Here is a 20641-nt window from a genome sequence, read left to right as displayed (position 1 = left end):
ATTTAGAGAAGATATAAAGATTGAAGCAATCCTTGAAACAAGCTATTTTGCGTATATGATGCTGGTTATATTGATTGTCTAGCTCCAATAAATACCTCACCACCGGGGGAATTCCTCCCGACAGGAACAAAGATTGCTCCTGTCTCTCCTGAAAACTGTTCCGCGTTATGATGACCAACAAAGGGAACTGCTGATGAACCATCTAATCCGTAAAATCTGGGATGTCCCTGAACACGAACACACGCCTTACGAAGTCTTTCAGAATCGCAAAGCACATCGCCGGGAATTTTTGAAGCTGATGGGATACGGATTGGGAATCGCCGGTTTTGCCGATCTGCTCTCTGGTTGTGAACAGGCCACGCAGGAAGAAATCGAAAAGGCGGGTGCCGTCGCGCCACTGCCGGAAGCCCTGCAAGGGGTCTACCCGGCCCCCCACAATGACGCTTTCAAGTATGGCCGCCCCGAAACGGTAGAAAAGGAAGCAGTCGAATTCACCAACTTTTATGAGTTCACAGGCCCAACGTCCAAAGAAGCCTGGAAATATGTCTCGAAATTCGAGACCACTCCCTGGTCAGTCACCATCGAAGGAGAATGTGCCAAGCCGCGCACGTTTGATATGGATGATCTTTATAAAGAGATGAAATTCGAAGAGCGGGCTTATCGTCATCGCTGTGTTGAAACGTGGGCCATGTGTGTTCCCTGGACCGGCTTCCCCCTGGCCAGTTTATTGAAACTGGTCGAGCCTAAGGCAACCGCAAAATTCGTCGCCTTTGAAACCTTCGATAAACCCAAAGAAGCCCCTTACATGGAATCAAGCGGTTCCGGCACATGGCCGTGGCCTTATACCGAAGCGTTAAGCATCGAGGAAGCCATGAACGACTTGGCGTTTATCGCGACCGGCCTGTATGGAAAGCCGCTGCTGAAACAGAATGGAGCCCCCATTCGGCTCGTCGTTCCCTGGAAATACGGTTTCAAGTCCGGCAAATCAATCGTGAAAATCAAACTCACTTCCGAACAGCCGGCCACGTTCTGGAATACCGTCAATCCCAATGAATACGGTTTTGTCGCCAACGTGAATCCCGAGGTATCCCACCCTCGCTGGAGCCAGCGCACCGAATGGATGCTGGGAACCGAAAAGCGATACGACACCAAAATCTATAACGGCTACGGCGAGTATGTTGCCGGTCTGTATAACAGCTAAAACAGCTTGAAAATCTAAGTGCTAAAGAGTTAATTCATCTCTCGCGAACGAAACAAATCGTCGTAGGGGCGCCCGCCTGGTGATGTGCTGTTGTTATAGTTCCTGTGATAGGACCGGAGAAAACTTCGCACGTCCATTCGCTTTCAACGTCGATACCGCGGGTCGCCACACAGGGCGACCCCTACATTAAATGAGTGGGGATTGATCAATTTTGTGCAATAACAAAGCCGGGTGAAGAAAACTTCACCCGGCTTTGATGTTTTAAATTGTCATCGGTCGACAACAACTGGTTTAGTCATCGGAGGTGAACATCATCACAATCCGCAAGACATAGAAGAACAGTGTGGCAACAGAAGCAAACAACGCCAATGAAGCCGACACATATTGATCGGTCGAATAGTGGTGCAGAATATTTGATGTGTCATACAGAATGTAACCACTCAGTAACAGCACCATTGCTCCCGCGAACAGGATTCCTAGAGAGAAGCCGAAGAGCGATGCGCCAATGGCGATCCCGATCGCTGCCAGCATGGCAATCGTCAGGAAACCACCCAGAAAGGAAAAGTCTGCCCCGGTCACAAACACGTAAGCAGTCAGTCCGCCGAAAATACAGAGCGTAATGATCGCCGCGACGGGAATGACCGTTGGATTAGAAAAGTGAGTCGCGATATAGAGAATCGGGACAAAGATCAGTGCTTCGGCAACAATATACAGAGCGAGGCCCGCGTATTGTGTTCCCAACGATCTTGCACTGGAAGCCATCGAACTGGCGATCCAGCTTGCCGCCATGAAAGCGACTAATACCAGCCACCAGTTTCCACCGATGGCCCCCATCATACCTTCCACCAACGCTTCGTTGCTGAACAGGATAAATTCCAGTCCCATGAAGGCCAGAATCGCACCAAACAGGTGCATGTACGTTTTACGAATGAAAGTGGCACGCTCAGAAGCAATTGCGTCAATGGCAAACATGCCGCCACCCGCCGTTGTGTCCTGGTCGTAATAATCAGGATTTAAGTTGTTCATTGACAGTCTTCTCCAGTATGTGGGATGGGATGTTCCAGACGAACACAGTTTGGGTTTTCAATTCTATTTGATCTCTTTTAGCCGTTGCACTGCGGCTGAATACCGTCAGGCACGATAATTATAGATTACGGTGCACATAATTCAAGTACCAGTCGATCTCTTTTCTGCTTTGCAGTTCCCGCTGTGACTGACTCTCCTGCTCTAGCAACCGGCGGTTTCGTTGTGCCTGCCTGCTAGTTTTGTTATTTCATTAAGATAGTCTACGTTAGAGAATCCATAGAATTATAGAAAAATAATGTGAAACCCTATGAAATATTTGATGAAATGAATGATTTAACTTCGAAAAAGAGCGACAAAAAGTGGGAATTCTGGATTGATGTCGGTGGGACATTTACGGACTGTATCGCGCGGTCTCCGGATAATGAATTTACTCCTTTTAAGACTCTTAGTTCGGGCATTACCAAAGGACGAATTCAGCAAATCTGCGATCCGACCACGATTGTCGACCCATCCCGTAGCGGCGACCCGGCAGAGTTCTGGCAGGACTATCAAATTGAATTTCTGAATGAAGAGGGACAACCCATTCATTCGGCACAAGTGACGACCTTTGACACTACAACCGGCACACTCAGCTTCTCGAAGCCGCTGCCCTCGACAGTTAAAGCGTCAGTAGGCTACGAACTCTCGTCAGGAGAAGAAGCCCCCGTTCTGGCGATTCGCTGGATCCTCGGCCTGAAAAAGTCAGACACGATTTCCAATGTCAGCGTCAAACTCGGAACGACGCGAGGCACCAATGCTCTCCTCACCCGCAACGGTGCCCGCACTGCGTTCATCACCACAAAGGGATTTGCCGACGTCCTGTTGATTGGTAATCAGGATCGGCCGCGTCTGTTCGATCTGGTCATCCATAAACCGGAGCCCTTGTTCGAATCAGCCGTGGAAATCGACGAGCGAATCACCGCGGAAGGAACCGTACTCCGCGCTCCCATTCCTGAAACCATTCGTCAACAACTAGAGCAACTGAAAACCACGGGGGTAGAATCGCTGGCAATCTGTCTGCTGCATTCCTTCGCCAACCCTGACCACGAAGAACTGGTCGCTACCATCGCTGCCGAAGTCGGCTTTGATGAAATCAGCGTATCCAGCCGCCTCTCTCCGTTAATCAAAATCGTCTCTCGCGGCGACACGACGGTTATGGACGCCTACTTGAATCCGATCCTCAAAGATTACATCAAAAATCTTCGTGCACCACTGCAGAACTGCGATCTCAAACTGATGACATCCGCTGGCGGCCTGGTTGATGCCATGCATTTTGTTGGCAAAGACAGCATTCTGTCCGGCCCCGCGGGTGGCGTGATTGGTTTTTCTCGTGTGGCAGAAGTCGCCGGTTTCCCGAAATCAATCGGCTTTGACATGGGGGGGACCAGCACGGATGTCTCGCGATTTGATGGCGTATACGAGCGCGAATTTGAAACTCGCAAAGCGGGCGTACGAATCGTCGCCCCCATGTTGAGTATCGAAACCGTCGCCGCGGGTGGCGGGAGTATTTGCGGCTTTGATGGCATCAAACTGCACGTCGGCCCCGACAGCGCGGGTGCGAATCCAGGCCCCGCCTGTTATGGACGAGGCGGCCCGCTCACCGTCACTGACCTGAATCTCTATCTCGGCAAAATTATCCCCACGCGTTTCCCCTTCGCGCTGGATCGCAGTGCCGTCGAACAGCGACTTACTCAGCTCTGTCAGGAAATCGCCGCGTCACCGATGGGAAAAACCTACACGCCGCTTGAGATGGCCGAAGGCTTTCTGCAAATCGCCAACGCCAACATGGTCCGCGCCATCCGCAATATCTCTGTCGCTCGCGGCTATGACCCGGCTGACTATGTGCTGGTCAGTTTCGGTGGCGCCGGTTCGCAACATGCCTGCGCCATTGCCCGCGCGCTGGGAATTCGTGAAGTTCTGATACACCCCTATTCGGGAATCTTAAGTGCCTTTGGCATCGGACAGGCTGATGTGAGGCGGTTTGGACAGCAGTCGGTGCTCAAACCCTGGTCTGCTAAACTAAAGCAGGAACTGCAAACTCGCTTTGAACAACTCGATCAAACTATTCGGGAAGAAGTCCGCGCCGAAGGAATCCCTGACGAACGCATTGACGAACCACAGCATTCTCTCGAAATGCGTTACCTGGGCACCGATGCCACGATTCAAATTCGTTGTCAGGCAGGTCTGGATGAACTGTCTGCTTTCGAGCAGGAACACCAGCGGCTCTATGGCTACACTCACAAAAGTCGGGCCGTCGAAGTCACCGCACTGCGAACGGAAATTGTAGGCAGGATGGAAGAACCAAACCTGCCAGCCGCGGAACTCGTTTCGCGAATTCCCACTCCGCTGGAAACAACGGAAACCTGCTTTCAGGGAAATCTCCAACAGTCGTCCGTTTATCTGCGGGATGAATTACAGCCGGGTGACCGGATTTCTGGCCCCGCCATCATCTGCGAGGCGATTTCTACCGTGATCATCGATCCCGGCTTCGATGCTGAAATCTTAGCCCGCGGTGAAACCTTGATTCGCGAAACAGCCAAAAACACAGGCACGCATCACGGCATCAGTACCGAAGCCGACCCCGTGATGCTGGAAATTTTTAATAATCTGTTTGCTTCCATCGCCGAACAAATGGGAATCACGCTGCAAAAAACTTCGATTTCCACCAACGTCAAAGAACGTCTCGATTTCAGTTGTGCCGTCTTTTCCGCGACTGGTGATCTCGTCGTGAATGCGCCGCACATTCCCGTGCATCTGGGCGCGATGAGCGAAACCGTAAAACGCATCATCGCCGACAACCCGGACCTCACCCCCGGCGATGTCTTTGTCACCAACGATCCTTATCGCGGCGGCTCGCATCTTCCCGACGTCACGGTCATTACCCCCGTGCATCATCCAGAGACAAACGAGCTCCTGTTCTTTACCGCCAGCCGCGCACATCACGCGGAAATTGGTGGGATCGTACCTGGTAGTATGCCGCCCTTCTCGAAAACATTAGCTGACGAAGGCGTACTAATTCGCAATTTCAAACTCGTCGATCATGGGGTTTCGCGGGAAGAAGAGCTGCGCACGTTACTCCAGTCCGGCGAATTTCCATCCCGCTCGATTATTGATAATCTGGCTGATGTCTCTGCACAGGTCGCCGCCAACAATTGTGGCGTGACACTGCTGAATGATCTGGTTCGCCGCTACTCTCTGCCGGTTGTCCAGGCCTATATGATTCATATTCAGCAGGCCGCAACGCAAAAGATGCAACTGGCCCTCGATCAGATTGAAGACGGCGTCTATTCCTTTACCGATCATCTGGATAACGGCGCGCCGCTCTCGGTGGAAATCACCATCAACGGAACATCGGCCACCGTCGACTTCACCGGAACCGGCCCGGTACTCGAAACGAACCTAAATGCCAACCACGCGATTGTGAATGCGGCGGTCCTGTATGTGTTCCGTTGCCTGATTCAGGAAGACATTCCACTCAACAGCGGCGTATTAGCGCCCATCGACATTATTCTGCCCGAATGTTTTCTGAATCCCCCCGAGCGGGAAACGCCGGCGGAATGTGCGGCGATGGTTGGCGGCAATGTAGAAACCTCACAACGAACCGTCGACACACTGCTCGGCGCCTTAAACAAAGCAGCCGCCAGCCAGGGTACGATGAATAACCTGACGTTCGGCGATGAGACCTTCGGCTATTATGAAACGATCTGCGGTGGCAGTGGCGCGACAGCAGACCATGACGGCACCGATGCCGTACACACCCATATGACCAACACCCGGCTTACCGATGCCGAAATCATCGAACGCCGTTATCCCGTGCGACTCCATGAATTTTCAATTCGCAAAGGATCAGGAGGCGCAGGACAACATCGAGGCGGCGCTGGAATTATCCGCCGGATTGAATTCCTCAAGCCCTTAAAAATCTCGCTGATTTCCGAACGCCGCGGTGAATTTCCTCCGTTTGGTCTGGCAGGAGGAACCCCCGGTCAAATTGGAGAAAACCTGCTACAGAAGGCAAACGAAACTTCCCAGGAATCACTGGGCGGCAAGTTCTCTCTTTCCGTCGAAGCTGGCGATACGCTGACCATCAAAACACCCGGCGGCGGCGGGTTTGGAAAGCCGAAATAAAAAGAGCCCACTCTACATTTTGTTCACTGAATTAGATCCGCGACTACTGATCTTTGGAGCAGGAATTACCCGTTTCACAACATTTATTGCGGAAATCTGCTTTGAGATTTTCGTCGCGAGGCGGTAAGGTGACACTTACCGTTTTTGATTAAGAAATCAGATCGCTAACCGTTTATTAAAGATTCAAAGAAGGAAAAGTACTGTGTCCGAAAACCGTCGCGCAGAAGTCGATGCCGCGTTGGCCGATGTTGATTTTGAAAAATTCAACTATCAGGTCGTCTTCGAAACCTCAAAGGGAACTATCAAGATGGACCTGTATCCCGATGTCGCACCGGGACACAGCCGCAATATTATCGGCTTGACCAAGATCGGCTTTTATGACGGCATCATCTTCCACCGCGTAATCCCCGATTTCGTCGTTCAGGTCGGCTGTCCTGAAGGAACCGGAACCGGCGGACCAGGTTATACGATTGATGCCGAGTTCAATAACCTACCTCACGAAACCGGCATCTTGTCGATGGCTCGTACGAATGATCCGAATTCGGCCGGATCGCAGTTCTTCATCTGCCTGGGACGCGTGCCTCATCTGGATAATTCCTACACGGTCTTTGGCAAAACCAGTGATGCGGATAGCGAAGCCGTCGTTCTGGAAATTGGAAACGTCGAAACCAATCACAGCGATCGTCCGCTGGAAGATGTGCAAATCATCTCATCTGAGGTCATCGCGACTGAAAAGTAGATACGATGAATGATATTCGTTCTTCTCTGCAAACAGGCGCACAAGTGCGACGGGCATGTCGTGAAGGAACCATTACCGGGCAAACGTCGGGGCTCGCCCCCGGCTTTGCTCAGGCGAATCTTGTAATCCTTCGTGAACAAGACGCCTCTCAGTTTCTCGAATTCTGCCAGAAGAATCCCAAACCCTGCCCGCTGCTGGAAGTCACCAAAGCCGGTGATCCCGGTCCTCACCAGCTGGCGAAAAATGCAGATCTGCGCACTGACCTGCCTCGTTATCGAGTCTGGAAGCACGGAGAGCTCGTTGAAGAACCGACCGACATCAATCATCTCTGGCAGGACGATCTGGTTTCGTTTCTGATTGGATGTTCGTTTACGTTTGAATCTGCGTTGATCGAAGCGGGGCTTTCCGTCAGACACGTCGACCTCGGCGTAAACGTGCCCATGTATCGCACGACGATCGCTTGCGAATCCGCCGGAATATTTTCGGGCCCGCTGGTCGTTTCCATGCGTCCCTTCAAGCCGGCCGATGCGATTCGCGCCGTGCAAATCACCGGCCAGTTTCCCGCCGTGCATGGGGCTCCCGTGCATTTGGGATTCCCGGAACAATTAGGTATCACCAATCTGGCACAGCCCGATTTTGGCGAAGCCGTTCCGGTTGAACCGGGAGAACTTCCCGTCTTCTGGGCCTGCGGCGTGACTCCTCAAGCGGTGTTGATGCAAGCCAAACCGGAATTCGCGATTACCCACAGCCCCGGTTGCATGTTCGTTTCGGACCTCAAAGACGAAGACCTGAAGGTTTCGTAACAAGCTGAAAACAGCTAAGGAAAGTGTTACCTATGTATGCGAACGGTGCTACCCATGTGTCCGGCCTAAATAACAAGCCGAGCGGTGGAACGCTGTTTTCTGTTCGAGGTCGGGTGCCGCTCGTGACTAGCCAAGAGTGCCGTTAACAGAAGATCAAAAATGCGATTTGAACTCGGATGACTCATTCACAGTCGCTTCTTGATCAGGCAAATGCACCGAACGGATGCGACAGTTTTCCCACATCAGGGAATAAACAAAACAGGGCTCACGATCAAGGCTGAAAGCAACCGGCTGGCTTTCCCAGAAGCTCATCAGATTGCCGCGCGGCGGGTTCGTATAAAGACGACGCTTGCAGTGCGGACAAACCATCCCGTAAGGAGTGGCTTGATCTTCAGCACATTGGTGCTCCAAACAAATTGTCTTCTTTGGTTCGTTGCTCATACATGGCAATTATATCCGGTGGAGGAGACTCCTCTCCAGCTTTTTTTCTGTTTCGCGCTACGGAATGTTCTTAAATCGAACGACAGCCCCACCTTTTTCAAGATATTACGTATGCTTCGAAACCCGACCATTCCCTATAGTCCATAAAACCGCTCCAAATATCATGATTCCATCCTGACTCACAGGCAAGCCTGCCCGATTCCTGTAGTCCAGCCCCTTGAATCATCGCATCCTGGAAAGCAGTTTGGTATAAAATAAAGGTCTGACTTAAAGTTGCTCATTTGTTAGAAGAACCACCCGTCCTTCACCTTTTTTCAATACAGACTTTGGTACACGATTCATGGCAGTCAACCTCTCCGAACAATTAAAGGGTGTGCTCCCTCCCGTTATCACTCCTCTGACCCCGGAACGCAGACTCGATCCTGACTCGGCAGAATCGGTGTACCGCTTCATGCTGAAACAGGGCGTCCATGGGATATTTCTGTTTGGAACTTCGGGTGAAGGTCCCCTGCTACGTGATGACGATCGGCGACAGGCGACAGACATCGCCGTCAAAGTCATCCATGGCTCTGTTCCGCTTCTGGTTGGAGTCATCGCGCCAGGTACTGAGCAGATTATCGAACAGGCTAGAGTAGCCAAAGAACAGGGGGCCGACGCCATCGTTGTCTGTCCCCCCTTCTATTTTCCGGCAAGTCAAAAAGACATGCTCACCCATTATCGTACTATTCGTGAATCCGTTGACATCCCGATTTTTGCGTATGACATTCCCGTGATGACGAAAGTCAAAATTGAAATGGATACGTTAATGACTCTGGGAAAAGAAGGCACCATTATCGGCGTCAAAGATTCCAGCGGCGATGCGGTCAGCTTCCATCGACTGGTCGCCAACAAACCGCCGGGAATGAAACTGTTTACCGGAGCCGAAATGCTGGTGCATGCAGTCGTACTGGCCGGTGCAGATGGAACCGTTCCCGGACTGGCGAATGTGGGTCCGGAGCTGTTTGTCAAACTGTATGAAGCGGCTGCCGTGAATAATCATGCAGAAGCGGTGCGACAGCAGGAAGCCATCGTCCGGCTGTTTGAAGTCTTTGTCTGCCCCGACGGCACGATGAATGTAGGATATATTATTGGAGCGATGAAAACCGCCCTGCGACTTCGGGGTGTCATCGAGCATGATACCCTGTTTCATCCGTTTCCGGCCTGCACTCCAGAACTGATTGCACGTACGCAAAGGATTATGGAAGAAGTAGGTTGTCTGTAACAGATCGAGATGGTGTATCTCTTTATTTCACTCCTAGAACTGTTGAAACGAATTAAAAATCATGAGCGGAGTTTTAAACAAACGAGCGTGCCGACTGACAGAACACCTGCTGGAAAACTCGGGTGAACTGAAAGTCATTCCGCATGCGTTGGAGAATGGCGCAATCGTAGTCGATTGTGGAATTGAAACTCCCGCCGGAATCCAGGCCGGATTAATGCTGTCTCGCATCTGCATGGCAGACCTTGGTCAGACCCAACTCGTTCCGGGAACTCTGGAAGGCCAGCCTCTGCCGTATCTACAGGTGCAGACAGACCATGCGGTCGAAGCCTGCCTGCTGAGCCAGTATGCCGGCTGGAAGATCGATGTCGAGAAATTTTTCGCCATGGGTTCCGGGCCAATGCGGGCAGCCGCGCAAGTAGAAGACCTGTATCGTACCCTCGCCTTTGGTGAGTCACCGGAAAAAACGGTGGGCGTGCTCGAAGCAAATTCACTCCCTGGCGTGGCAGTCGTTGAAAAAATTTCGAAAGCAACGGGTATCGATCCCCGAAATATCATGTTGCTCGTGGCTCCGACATCGAGTATCGCCGGTAATATTCAGGTTATTTCCCGTTCGGTAGAAACCGCCATGCACAAACTCTTCGAATGCGAGTTCGATGTGCATCGCGTGCAAGCTGGTTTCGGATCAGCACCGCTGGCACCGGTTGCCCACGACCATCTGATCGGTATCGGGCGCACCAACGATTCCATTCTCTACGGTAGTGCAGTCACACTCTGGGTCACCGGCGATGATGAATCGCTGCAGGAAATCGGACCTGCGATCCCTTCCAACTCGGCTGCCTGTTTCGGTAAACCGTTTCTGGAAGTCTTCAAAGAGGCCAATCACGATTTCTATGAAATCGACCCCAGTTTTTTCAGCCCGGCAGTGGTTAATTTTCAAAATCTTGACACGGGTAACGTGTTCCAGTTCGGGCAAATGAATACCGAACTCTTACGACACAGTTTCGGTTTCTAAGTTTCTACGGACCTCTTTTTGACGGAACAGTTTCGTGCGGATCGCCATTCTGGGAAATCAGGGCAGCTGGTACTGCGAACAACTGCATCAAGTCGCCCAGTCTCGTGGACATGACGCACGCAAAATCGAATTCCGTGATCTGGCCTCGCTGATCTCGGGAACTGCTCCAGAACAATGTTTCAGTTATGACGCCGAGCAGAACCAGATCGAATTGAATCGGTTTGACTGCCTGATCATCCGCACGATGCCACCCGGCTCCCTGGAACAGGTCATCTTTCGCATGGACTTATTGGGCCGACTGGAACAGGCGGGCGTCACCATTTTCAATTCGCCCCGCGCTATTGAATGTGCCGTCGACAAATATCTGACCACCTCCCGTTTGGCCGCTGCTGGCTTGCCTGTTCCGGCGACCGCCGTTTGTGAATCGTCTGAAGCGGCGATGCAGCACTTCGAACTTCTAGGAGGTGACGTCGTCGTCAAACCGCTGTTCGGTTCAGAAGGACGAGGCATTTTTCGCATCAGCGATCCCGATCTCGCCTATCGTTCCTTTCGGACACTGGAACGCACGCAGGCGGTGATTTATCTCCAGCAATATATTTCGCATCCTGGTTATGATCTGCGAATTTTAATCCTGAACGGAAACGTCATCGGCGCCATTCGGCGGCATGGCCAGAATGACTTCCGTACCAATATTTCACGTCAGGGACAGGCAGAACCTTATCAACCTTCTGACCGGGAAGTGGATCTGGCCCTCCGTGCTGCAGAATTAACACAAGCTACTTTTGCAGGCGTTGATTTGCTTTCACCCTCCGAGGCCCCGGAAAACCTGTCTCTACTGGAAGTCAACGCCGTTCCGGGCTGGCGCGGCTTCCAATCTGCCACAAATATCGATGTGGCCACGCTGGTGATTGAATATCTGGAGCAGAAACGAAACAATACGACTTCTACATAACTAACAATTTTGAGTATTCTGAAAAGATCCTAACATGGAATTAAACGCACTGTTAACCGCCCTGCAAACGCATCTCCCCGAGGTACTCCGCTGGTCCGGTGCCATCGCCAAACGTTTGCGACACTTCAATATCGCCGTCGAAAACAAAACGTCGGGAAGTGCTTTGACCGATGCGCTCACTCTGGCCGATCTGACACTGCAGGAATTAATTGTCGCTGCCCTGCGTGACCGTGATCCGATCTTTCAACAATGCCGTATGGAAGCAGAAGAGAAAACCGGAGACCTTAACCGATTTTCAGAAGAGGCGCCTTATGTCCTCTCAATTGATCCCATTGACGGTACCAAACAGTACCGCGATAAAACAGCCGACGGTTATTGCGTGATGATTCACCTGCGCGACAGTGAAACCGTTCATTATTCACTGGTTTATATCCCAGAAACCGGTGACCAGGGAACCTGGGTCGAAGCCGTTAACCAACGCGTGGTCTGTGGTCCTGATGATTTAAGCCGCCCCGCCCGTGAGGTACTGGATGCGATGCCCTCCATCGATCCCAAGACGCGCCCTGATTCTTCGCAGATCTATCTGATCGGATTTCAAGACGCAGACACATCCAACGCGCAGCTTGTTACAGAAGCCGGCCTTACGGGAGTGCCTCCGGAAGAAATGCCGGGAAGTATTTACGATCACCTGGCAACCGGCGCCTTTGGTGGCTCGTTGATTCATACTCCCAACGTTTATGATTTCCCCGTTTCATTACACATCGCTCGCATTCTGGGAGGCGATGCCGTCTGGGTGCATAATGGGGAATCGGTAAATTTCCACGAACATTGGCTGGATGAACGAGCCGACATGTTACGTCTGCCGGGAATCACCGCCTGTAGTGCAAACCCGGAGACACTGAAAACTCTCTGCGAATTGGCGAAAGACTGGAGTCCGGTTCGTTACAAAGATTGAACAGGATCTGATACCACAGGCTTGGTGGCTTCCACAATGATACCACCGAGCTTGAGGAACTGATGGATCGGCGTAAACCAGTGTTGCTCTTTCCAGGGCAAGCCTGAATCTTCAAACGCCTGCTTCAGTTCCACCCGATTGTAGGTGCGACATTTCCAGGTTCGGCTGTTTAACATGCCGGAGAATTTGTCTTCTGTCGCCAGCAGGAATAAACTGCCTCCCGGCTGTAGCACGCGATAGATTTCGTTAAGTCCATCCCGGGGATCGGCAACGTATTCCAGCACCCAGCCGCAAGTCACACAATCAAACGATTCATCACGAAACGGCATCTTTGTCAAATCGGCTGAAAGATAATTAGGCCGCGGGCTGTCCATCCGGGTTCTGGCGCGTTTGAGCATTTGATGGGATAAATCGCAGGCAACCAGACGTGCCTCGGGATGAGTTTCACGCAACAGGTGTCCGAGAATCTGCCCTGCCCCCGATCCAATGTCCAAGATGCTGCGAAATTCCGTCACGTCAAATCGCCGGGTCTTGATAATCCGACCGACGAGCGGATCGTGCAGAGATAATTTACTCGCCAGATACAGCACAGCTCCCGCGGGACCATCATAAAGCTTACGCGTGGTCGATTGAAACTGGTTTTGATCAATTTGATCTCCACCACCAAATTCAATCAAAGATCGCAAAGATTTCTTTAAGCGTAGCCGTTTGGGATTGGTTTTTTCAGGAGTGCTTAATGGAGCCATAGATTGTGATACTTGTGAAACCTGGAGAAAAATTTTGTCGAAACGAAAATGAATTTCGAAGTCTATTCGAAATCATCTTAACCAACGGGTCACCAAAAATCGTGATGATTTCCCGAATTCTTAAAAATCGCTAAAGAACACATTCTTCATAAGCATCATAAATGCTCCAATCATAATAACTTAAGAGGGGGTAATATTCCAGCAGCTTGAACAATGCAATTTCGCCGGGTATGATCACTCGTATTGAGACAATTTCAAATCAATATTTACTAAGCAGTTACTCTTAAATCGTAATTCGTGGCGGGACAGAAATTCTTATCTTTTTAACCGTTGAATTGCGCCAGAAACTCAATTTCTACGAGAAATTTAAGGCTCAAATTGTTCATGACCGAACGGATCAATCTAAAACAGACTGATGACATCCGCGATGTGATTCATCTGGCAGTTCAATACCTGGCAAAAGGCGGATTAGTCGCCTTCCCTACCGCCACGGCCTATGTGATCGCAGGTCAGTCTCTCAATGCCTCGGCTATGTCGAAACTACGTTCTTTTTCCCAGCCTGATGAACCGTTGGTCCTCTGTGTCAAAGGCTTTGATGAAGCATTGGATTATCAGCCGGAAATGGCATCCATCGGGCAAAAACTGGCAAAACGCTGCTGGCCTGGTCCCGTCGTACTAGAAATGGATCGCCCTGGTTCGGACAGTCTATTCTCTCAATTGCCCGAAGATGTTCAATCGCAAATTTGCCCCCAAAACCGGATCAGACTAAGAGCACCCGCACATGAAATCATTTTCCAGACCTTGCGGCTCTCCCCGTCACCACTAGTCCTGTTAAATGAACAGGCGAAATATCAGACAGCTGACTCCCTCATGGAGGATTTCGACGGTGAAGTTGCGCTGATTATTGACGATGGCCCTTCCCGATTTGGTGATCAATCCACCATTGTCTCCATCACCGACAATCAATGGAGCATCCTGCAACCGGGTGTCGTGACCGAAACGACACTGAAACGACTCTCCAGCGAAATTTATATGTTTGTCTGCACAGGCAATACCTGTCGCAGCCCCATGGCCGAAGGTCTATTCCGGAAAATGCTTTCCGATAAGCTCGGCTGCCAGGAAGATGAATTATCAGATCACGGTTTTATTGTCGGCTCTGCGGGACTGGCTGCCGCTATGGGGGCCCCCCCCAGTCCGGAAGGAGTGACAATCCTTGCTGAACAGGAAATTGATATTCAGGCCCATGAAAGTCAGCCTCTGACGGAACGTTTACTTGAGCAAGCAGACTATCTTTACACAATGACACAAGGCCACCGTGCTGCAATTCTGGCAGAGCGTCCCGATCTGGAAGAGTCGGTGAGACTACTTTCCCCCGAAGGGAAAGATGTTTCCGATCCGATCGGAGGAGGCTTTCAATGCTATGTCGAGTGCAAAAAAGAAATTGAAAAATATCTGCATTCGATAGTCGCCCAGATCCACATTTCAGAGAACTAGCAGCCTGTTTTCGAAACCCCCTTCCTGAACAGATTGTTTTTTCAAACAAAAAAATCGATATCTGCTACAAGAGCACTCTTGCTATAATAGACTGTAAACCATTACCCTTTACGAATATGAAGATACTGTTAACCCCTCTCTCACCAGAATGCAAAACGTGTGTAGCAGAAGCCTTACCCGCTATGTTACAACGCACCTTTGAAGCCACAGTTGAAGCCGCCACAGTTGAAGCCACAGTGTTGGGGGACAAGACTTGACAATGCCAGATGCGCATGAGAGCAGGGCTCATTCAGATTCCAGTTTCGATTTAATATCTATACAAAAGAGTTTCGATGAAAATTGCAGTTGCCAGTGATCACAGGGGTTTTGCTACCAAGGTCAAAATCCTCACACTTTTAAAACAATTAGGACAAAAAGCTTTCGATTATGGTCCTGACGACGGCGAAAGTGTCGATTACCCGGACTATGCGATCAAAGTGGCCAAAGCCATCACTGATAAAAAAATCGACCGCGGCATTCTAATCTGTGGTACCGGAATGGGAATGTGCATCGTCGCCAATAAATTCCCCGGGGTACGCGCCACTCCCTGCCACGACGACATCACCGCGCAAATGAGTCGCCTGCATAATGATTCGAACGTACTCTGCCTGTCTGCCGACCTGCTCGGCGACCGACTCGTCAACCGAATGATCGAAATCTGGCTGAAAGAAGAGTTTGAAGGTGGCAGACACGCCCGGCGACTCGAAAAATTGAGCAAAGTCGAAGAAGAAAACATGCCTCCTCACTAGGTTACGTCGCCTTCTGTGAGTCTAAACGCATATCCTCTTCTCTCGGCCCAGCCTCCAACTGGCAGTCCTATCCCAAACCAGAACAGTGGGACACCGTTTCATTGTCCCCAGATCCCAGGATCGGAATCGGCAAGATATACCGCGGTAGTCATGGAATTTCCCTTTCCGATTCCTTTTCAAACCGATCAAATCTCTGTATCGTCAACGAAGAGGAATCAGGGAATTTTTGACTTCTTTTCTCAGAGTAGAAGCTGTTCACGACCTTTGAGCAAAGAAATAGAACAGAGGGTTTTGCAAACATGGATCAGAGCAACTTAAAATTCACCAAAACTCATGAATGGGTCAGCGTTGACGGTGAGGTGGCAACCGTTGGAATCACTGATTTTGCCGTCAATCAATTGACCGATCTGGTTTTCATTGAACTTCCGGAAGTCGGCTCAACCTGTGAAGCCGGCAAAGTATTTGGGGAAGTAGAAAGTGTGAAAGCCGTCAGTGATTTATATTCTCCGGTCAGCGGAGAAATTGCTGAAGTCAATGCGGCACTCGTAGATGATCAGGCACCACTTTCTGACGATCCCTTCGGCGCTGGGTGGATCACGAAAGTCAAAATGTCGAATCTATCCGAGTTGGATCCGTTTATGAATGCAGACGCATACCAGAAGTTCTGTGAGTCGGAAGCACATTAAACAACTTTTCCGCTCCTGAAGCAGTTGTCCATTGTCCGATCACATCGGACTACAGACTGCTGAATCAGAGAATTTCTTTCCGCGCTCGAAATAACGGTAAAATGAGAGTTCCAACATCTCTCCCGTGACTATAATCAAAACAGTTGAATCACCAACGTCTTTAAAATCACGCTTATTAGCGAGTGAACCGTGCCTTACCTCTTTAACACACCAGAACAGCAGCAGGAAATGCTGCAAGCCATCGGCGTTGACTCTCTGGAAGCTTTGTTTTCCACAATCCCAAAAGAGCTGCGTCTGGATCGTCCCCTGAATGTTCCACCAGCCTTAACTGAAATGGAATTGCAGGCACATGTCTCGAAACTGGCGGCAGAAAATGTCGGACCAGGCTCGCGTATCTGCATGCTGGGCGGCGGGGCCTATGATCATTTTATTCCTGCCGCCGTCGATGAAATTGCCCGTCGGGGTGAATTTTATACCGCCTACACTCCTTACCAGGCGGAAGCCAGTCAGGGCAGCCTGCAGACCTTTTTCGAATTCCAATCGCTGATCTGCCAGTTAACGGGCATGGATGTTTCAAATGCCAGCCTGTATGAAGGCGGGACCTGTGTCAGTGAAGCCGCCTTTATGGCGATGCGGGTCACCAAGCGCCACGATCGTGTCGTATTACTGGGATCACTGCATCCAGAATATCGACAGGTTGTGGAAACTTATTTGAATCACTTGAACTGCGAAGTCGTCGTGGTTCCTTGCGTCGATGGATCTGTAGATCCGGCCGACGTCGATGCGGCGATGAACGATCAGACCGCATGCCTGGTCATCCAGCATCCCAACTTCTTCGGGACACTGGAAGAAGCAGAACAACTGACAGAAATCGCCCACAAGTATGGCGCGCTCTCTGTTGTTTCTTACGATCCGATCAGCCTCGGAATTTTGAAACGTCCCGGCGATTACGGTGCCGACATCGCTATCGCAGAAGGGCAATCACTGGGAACCCCTCTGCAATTCGGTGGTCCCTATCTCGGACTGTTTTCCTGCAGTGAAAAGTTCGTCCGCAGAATGCCCGGCCGTCTGATCGGCCAAACCGTCGACCGCAACGGTAAACGTTGTTACGTATTAAACCTGCAGGCACGCGAACAACACATTCGCCGCGATAAAGCCACCAGCAATATCTGCAGTAACCAGGGATTGATCGCGATTCGCGCCGCCGTTTATCTCTCACTACTCGGAAAGCAAGGCATTCGTGAAGTCGCAGAACTCTGCTGCCAGAAAGCACATTATGCAGCCGAACAACTTTCCCAGATCGAAGGTATCGAACTCCTCTTCCCGGAACGTGCCTTCTTCAAAGAATTTGTCTTAAGCTGCTCAGAGGGGGCCGACTACCTGCTCCGCAAAGCACGTCAGGCTGGTTTTGACCTGGGACCGGAACTCTCACGGTTTGAAGGGACGGACGGCTCCGGCGCTAACCAGACCGGTGTCCTCGTTGCAATCACAGAACAAAGAACACGGGAAGAAATTGACCGTCTGGTGACGGCCCTTAAAGCGTAGCATCCGCTTCACAAACACCTTAACACGTTTCACTAGTCCAGATATTTCGAAACAACAACCAATACCATGCGAAATCAATTGGCCACCGAATCATTGTTTGCTCTCTCCCAACCCGGCCGGCGCGGTGCCCAGTTTCCTGAAGCGGACGTCCCAGTCAAACCGCTGAATGAACTGCTCCCCGCAGCAGCTCTGGCGACAGAACCCACAGGACTGCCTGAAGTCACCGAGCCCGATGTCATTCGGCATTTCGTCAACCTGTCAACCTTAAATATGTGTGTCGACACCCACTTCTACCCGCTGGGAAGCTGTACGATGAAGTACAACCCCAAACGGCACGAGCGACTGGCGAGCCTGCCGGGAATTGTTGATTTGCACCCCTATCAAAACCCTGCTGACCTGCAGGGTATGTTCGCTCTACTTTATGAAACACAGGAAATGCTGGCGGAAATCTCAGGCTTGCCTGCGGTATCTCTGCAACCTGCCGCCGGTGCCCAGGGCGAATTTACGGCCCTGCTCACAGCCAAAGCCTACTTTGAAGATCGTGGCGAAACACGGACGAAAGTTCTGTTTCCTAACAGTGCACACGGAACAAATCCCGCCAGCGCCGCTATTGCCGGGTTCGACTGCGTTCAACTGGCAAGCAGCAAAGGCGGACTCGTCGACCTGGACGACCTGAAAGCCAACCTGGATGATCAGACAGCCGTCTTCATGGTTACCAACCCGAATACACTGGGACTCTTCGAAAAAGACATCAAGCAAATCGCGGAAATGGTTCACGAAGTCGGTGGGCTGGTCTATATCGACGGCGCCAACATGAATGCCATCCTCGGCTTCACACGCCCCGGTGATTTCGGTGGCGACATGATGCATTACAACGTTCACAAAACCTTCACCGGCCCGCACGGAGCCGGCGGCCCCGGATCAGGCCCTATTGCCGTTCGTGATTTTCTGGCTGACTTCCTGCCCGGACCAGTCATCAAACGCAATGAAACAGCGGGGGAAGGCAAAGACCAATATGTTCTGGAAAAGCCATCCAAATCAATCGGACGCATCCGCACTTTTTATGGAAACATCGGAATCCTGGTACGCGGTTATTGCTATCTGAGAACCCTGGGGGCACAAGGCTTGAAGGCCGTCTCGGAAAATGCCGTTCTGAATGCCAACTACCTCAAAGCAATTTTGAAAGATGTGCTCCCCGTTCCCAACGGCGATCTGTGCATGCATGAGTTCGTCGCCTCGGCTTCAAAAATCAAAGCCGAAAAAGGGATCACAGCGATGGATATCGCCAAACGTCTGCTCGACTTTGGTTTCCATGCCCCGACTGTTTATTTTCCACTGGTGGTCTCTGAAGCAATTATGGTCGAACCGACGGAAACGGAGTCCAAAGAAACGCTGGACGCCTTTGCCGAATCTATCCGGAAGATCCTGCAGGAAGATCCGGAGTTTCTACATCTGGCGCCTCATAGTACCGAGATCAGTAGACCGGATGAAGTTGTGGCGGCACGTCACCCGATTCTGCAATGCTGCGAGCCTCAATAGGCGGCTGGCATATTCCTCAACTTGTATCGCTCTACAGTCTGGTTCCTGGCATGACACATTCTTCAATCCCGGATCACTGTCGTCTGATCATTGAACCGGCTCCGTTAACGGGCAGCTGGAACATGGCTGTTGACGAAGCGCTACTTGAGTCAGCCGCGGAAAATGGGCTCTGTTCATTACGCTGGTATCGCTGGGATCAACCTACGATCTCCCTCGGCTATTTTCAGAATAATGAAACCAAAGATCAAAATGAAACCTGGAAAGGTCTACCTCGGGTACGCCGCCTCTCAGGCGGAGGCGCCATCTTACATCACCATGAATTAACGTACTCCTTCGCGGTTCCAGCAAATCACCCTCTCTCTCAGTCACCACCCGATCTTTACCTGACAATACATCAACCACTCATTGATGTTCTGGCTACTCATGACCTGCAGGTCGCTTTTCGCGGGGTTTCATTCAAAGCAGAGTCAGAACCGTTCCTCTGCTTCGGGCGGGGTGATGAACGGGATCTCGTGTATCAGGGGAATAAAGTTCTGGGAAGCGCACAACGACGAAGACGCGGTGCAATAGTCCAGCATGGCAGTCTGTTACTGCTCACCTCTAAATATGCCTCCCATTTTCCAGGCCTGCTGAACCAGCTTGAGCAAACCAGCCTGTACCAGGAAGATTTTCTATCCCAATTGGCGAAGGAATTCTCCCAAGCCATTGCCCAGGCCATCAAACTGCCTCTTGAGTCTCAAAAACTGACTGACGAAGAATTGGGACAAGCCCGTCAACTGGAAAAAGAAAAATACTCCCGGGAGTTCTGGACGTCTCGCAAAAAATAAGCTTATTGGTTAGTGGTGTTAGAGTTATTAAAAGCAAGCGAATATTTTCTGTTTATTAATAAATCATTTACACAACGGATGTACCTTTTATCTTTATTGACATCGCACCATCTGCCTGATAGCGTTAAGTATGTAATACATGCTTTTTATCCAGTTATCTTTAGTGTTACGGAAAATAGTAGTGGATTTTTACTTACGATGAGGTGAGTCAAACCACACAATGCGGGCCACTTGAGCATTGTAATTTGCTCCATTCATTTCAATGACGAAAAGTTATTTCACTCATTTCTGTTTCTTGTTCATTTTACGTTTCTTTTCTTCCAAACTACTGAACCAAATGAAAACAAGTCACACGAGATAGTATGGCGAGAATCCTCAGCCATACTATGTCCCAGAACTCTTGGCATGTTCTGTATGAAACCTATGGAGTGAACGATTTATGTTGCAGCTTTCGTTGAAGGT

At 50.7% G+C, this 20641-nt stretch carries 17 protein-coding genes; 14 read left to right on the top strand and 3 right to left on the bottom strand.

The annotated features are described in order from the left end of the window. Positions 1–193 precede the first annotated feature (193 nt). Positions 194–1201, top strand: a complete 1008-nt coding sequence (msrP, locus tag AAC022_RS25745) for a protein-methionine-sulfoxide reductase catalytic subunit MsrP (RefSeq protein WP_339735924.1) — start codon at positions 194–196, stop codon at positions 1199–1201. A 291-nt stretch (positions 1202–1492) separates the two neighbouring features. Here the strand turns inward: msrP and AAC022_RS25740 are convergent, their stop codons facing one another. Continuing rightward, on the bottom strand, positions 1493–2227 hold the full coding sequence (locus AAC022_RS25740; protein ID WP_339735922.1) for a Bax inhibitor-1 family protein: 735 nt from the start codon (positions 2225–2227) through the stop codon (positions 1493–1495). A gap of 324 nt (positions 2228–2551) precedes the next feature. Here AAC022_RS25740 and AAC022_RS25735 point away from each other — a divergent pair, with 324 nt between their 5' ends. From AAC022_RS25735 to AAC022_RS25725, 3 genes are all read left to right on the top strand, one after another. Next, positions 2552–6391 carry a hydantoinase B/oxoprolinase family protein gene (locus AAC022_RS25735; RefSeq protein ID WP_339735920.1) on the top strand — a complete coding sequence of 1280 codons (3840 nt, stop codon included), beginning with the start codon at positions 2552–2554 and terminating at the stop codon, positions 6389–6391. Between the two features lie 202 nt (positions 6392–6593). Further along, positions 6594–7130 (top strand): peptidylprolyl isomerase, encoded by a 537-nt coding sequence (locus tag AAC022_RS25730; protein ID WP_339735918.1) that lies wholly within the window; start codon positions 6594–6596, stop codon positions 7128–7130. 5 nt (positions 7131–7135) lie between these two features. Then, the gene (locus tag AAC022_RS25725) at positions 7136–7933 is read left to right on the top strand and encodes a putative hydro-lyase (protein ID WP_339735916.1); all 798 of its coding nucleotides are present in this window, start codon (positions 7136–7138) and stop codon (positions 7931–7933) included. Between the two features lie 153 nt (positions 7934–8086). Here the strand turns inward: AAC022_RS25725 and AAC022_RS25720 are convergent, their stop codons facing one another. Beyond that, positions 8087–8374, bottom strand: a complete 288-nt coding sequence (locus tag AAC022_RS25720; RefSeq protein WP_339735914.1) for a hypothetical protein — start codon at positions 8372–8374, stop codon at positions 8087–8089. Positions 8375–8714: 340 nt separating this feature from the next. Between AAC022_RS25720 and AAC022_RS25715 the strand changes: the two genes are divergently transcribed. The 4 genes from AAC022_RS25715 (at position 8715) to AAC022_RS25700 (ending at position 12554) form a co-directional block, all read left to right on the top strand. After that, positions 8715–9635 (top strand): dihydrodipicolinate synthase family protein, encoded by a 921-nt coding sequence (locus tag AAC022_RS25715; protein WP_339735912.1) that lies wholly within the window; start codon positions 8715–8717, stop codon positions 9633–9635. A gap of 61 nt (positions 9636–9696) precedes the next feature. Beyond that, complete coding sequence (gene mch, locus AAC022_RS25710; protein ID WP_339735910.1) at positions 9697–10647, top strand: methenyltetrahydromethanopterin cyclohydrolase; 951 nt, start codon at positions 9697–9699, stop codon at positions 10645–10647. 34 nt (positions 10648–10681) lie between these two features. Further along, positions 10682–11599 carry a RimK family alpha-L-glutamate ligase gene (locus AAC022_RS25705; RefSeq protein ID WP_339735908.1) on the top strand — a complete coding sequence of 306 codons (918 nt, stop codon included), beginning with the start codon at positions 10682–10684 and terminating at the stop codon, positions 11597–11599. A 34-nt stretch (positions 11600–11633) separates the two neighbouring features. Continuing rightward, positions 11634–12554 carry an inositol monophosphatase family protein gene (locus tag AAC022_RS25700; protein WP_339735906.1) on the top strand — a complete coding sequence of 307 codons (921 nt, stop codon included), beginning with the start codon at positions 11634–11636 and terminating at the stop codon, positions 12552–12554. Here AAC022_RS25700 and AAC022_RS25695 read toward each other — a convergent pair. Next, a complete protein-coding gene (locus AAC022_RS25695) occupies positions 12542–13300 on the bottom strand; it encodes a class I SAM-dependent methyltransferase (RefSeq protein WP_339735904.1) in 759 nt (252 codons plus the stop codon). The two genes, AAC022_RS25700 and AAC022_RS25695, sit on opposite strands and share 13 nt — an antisense overlap. 384 nt (positions 13301–13684) lie before the next feature. On the opposite strand from AAC022_RS25695, the gene AAC022_RS25690 reads away from it, so the two are divergent. From AAC022_RS25690 to AAC022_RS25665, 6 genes are all read left to right on the top strand, one after another. Then, on the top strand, positions 13685–14794 hold the full coding sequence (locus AAC022_RS25690; protein WP_339735902.1) for a Sua5/YciO/YrdC/YwlC family protein: 1110 nt from the start codon (positions 13685–13687) through the stop codon (positions 14792–14794). A 332-nt stretch (positions 14795–15126) separates the two neighbouring features. After that, positions 15127–15582: a ribose 5-phosphate isomerase B gene (rpiB, locus tag AAC022_RS25685; protein ID WP_339735900.1), complete on the top strand. Its 456-nt coding sequence runs from the start codon at positions 15127–15129 to the stop codon at positions 15580–15582. 299 nt (positions 15583–15881) lie between these two features. Then, positions 15882–16268: a glycine cleavage system protein GcvH gene (gene gcvH / locus AAC022_RS25680; RefSeq protein ID WP_339735898.1), complete on the top strand. Its 387-nt coding sequence runs from the start codon at positions 15882–15884 to the stop codon at positions 16266–16268. A gap of 189 nt (positions 16269–16457) precedes the next feature. Then, entirely contained in the window at positions 16458–17813 is a 1356-nt protein-coding gene (gcvPA, locus tag AAC022_RS25675; protein WP_339735896.1) for an aminomethyl-transferring glycine dehydrogenase subunit GcvPA, read from the top strand. Between the two features lie 66 nt (positions 17814–17879). Continuing rightward, entirely contained in the window at positions 17880–19352 is a 1473-nt protein-coding gene (gene gcvPB / locus AAC022_RS25670; protein ID WP_339735894.1) for an aminomethyl-transferring glycine dehydrogenase subunit GcvPB, read from the top strand. 50 nt (positions 19353–19402) lie between these two features. Continuing rightward, positions 19403–20179, top strand: coding sequence for a biotin/lipoate A/B protein ligase family protein (locus AAC022_RS25665; protein ID WP_339735892.1), 777 nt, complete (start codon positions 19403–19405; stop codon positions 20177–20179). Positions 20180–20641 lie beyond the last annotated feature (462 nt).

It is taken from the genome of uncultured Gimesia sp. (genome assembly GCF_963976445.1).
GTDB lineage: Bacteria > Planctomycetota > Planctomycetia > Planctomycetales > Planctomycetaceae > Gimesia.
The sequence above is the reverse complement of the archived record's forward strand: the minus strand, read 5'-3'. Positions and strand labels throughout refer to the sequence as shown.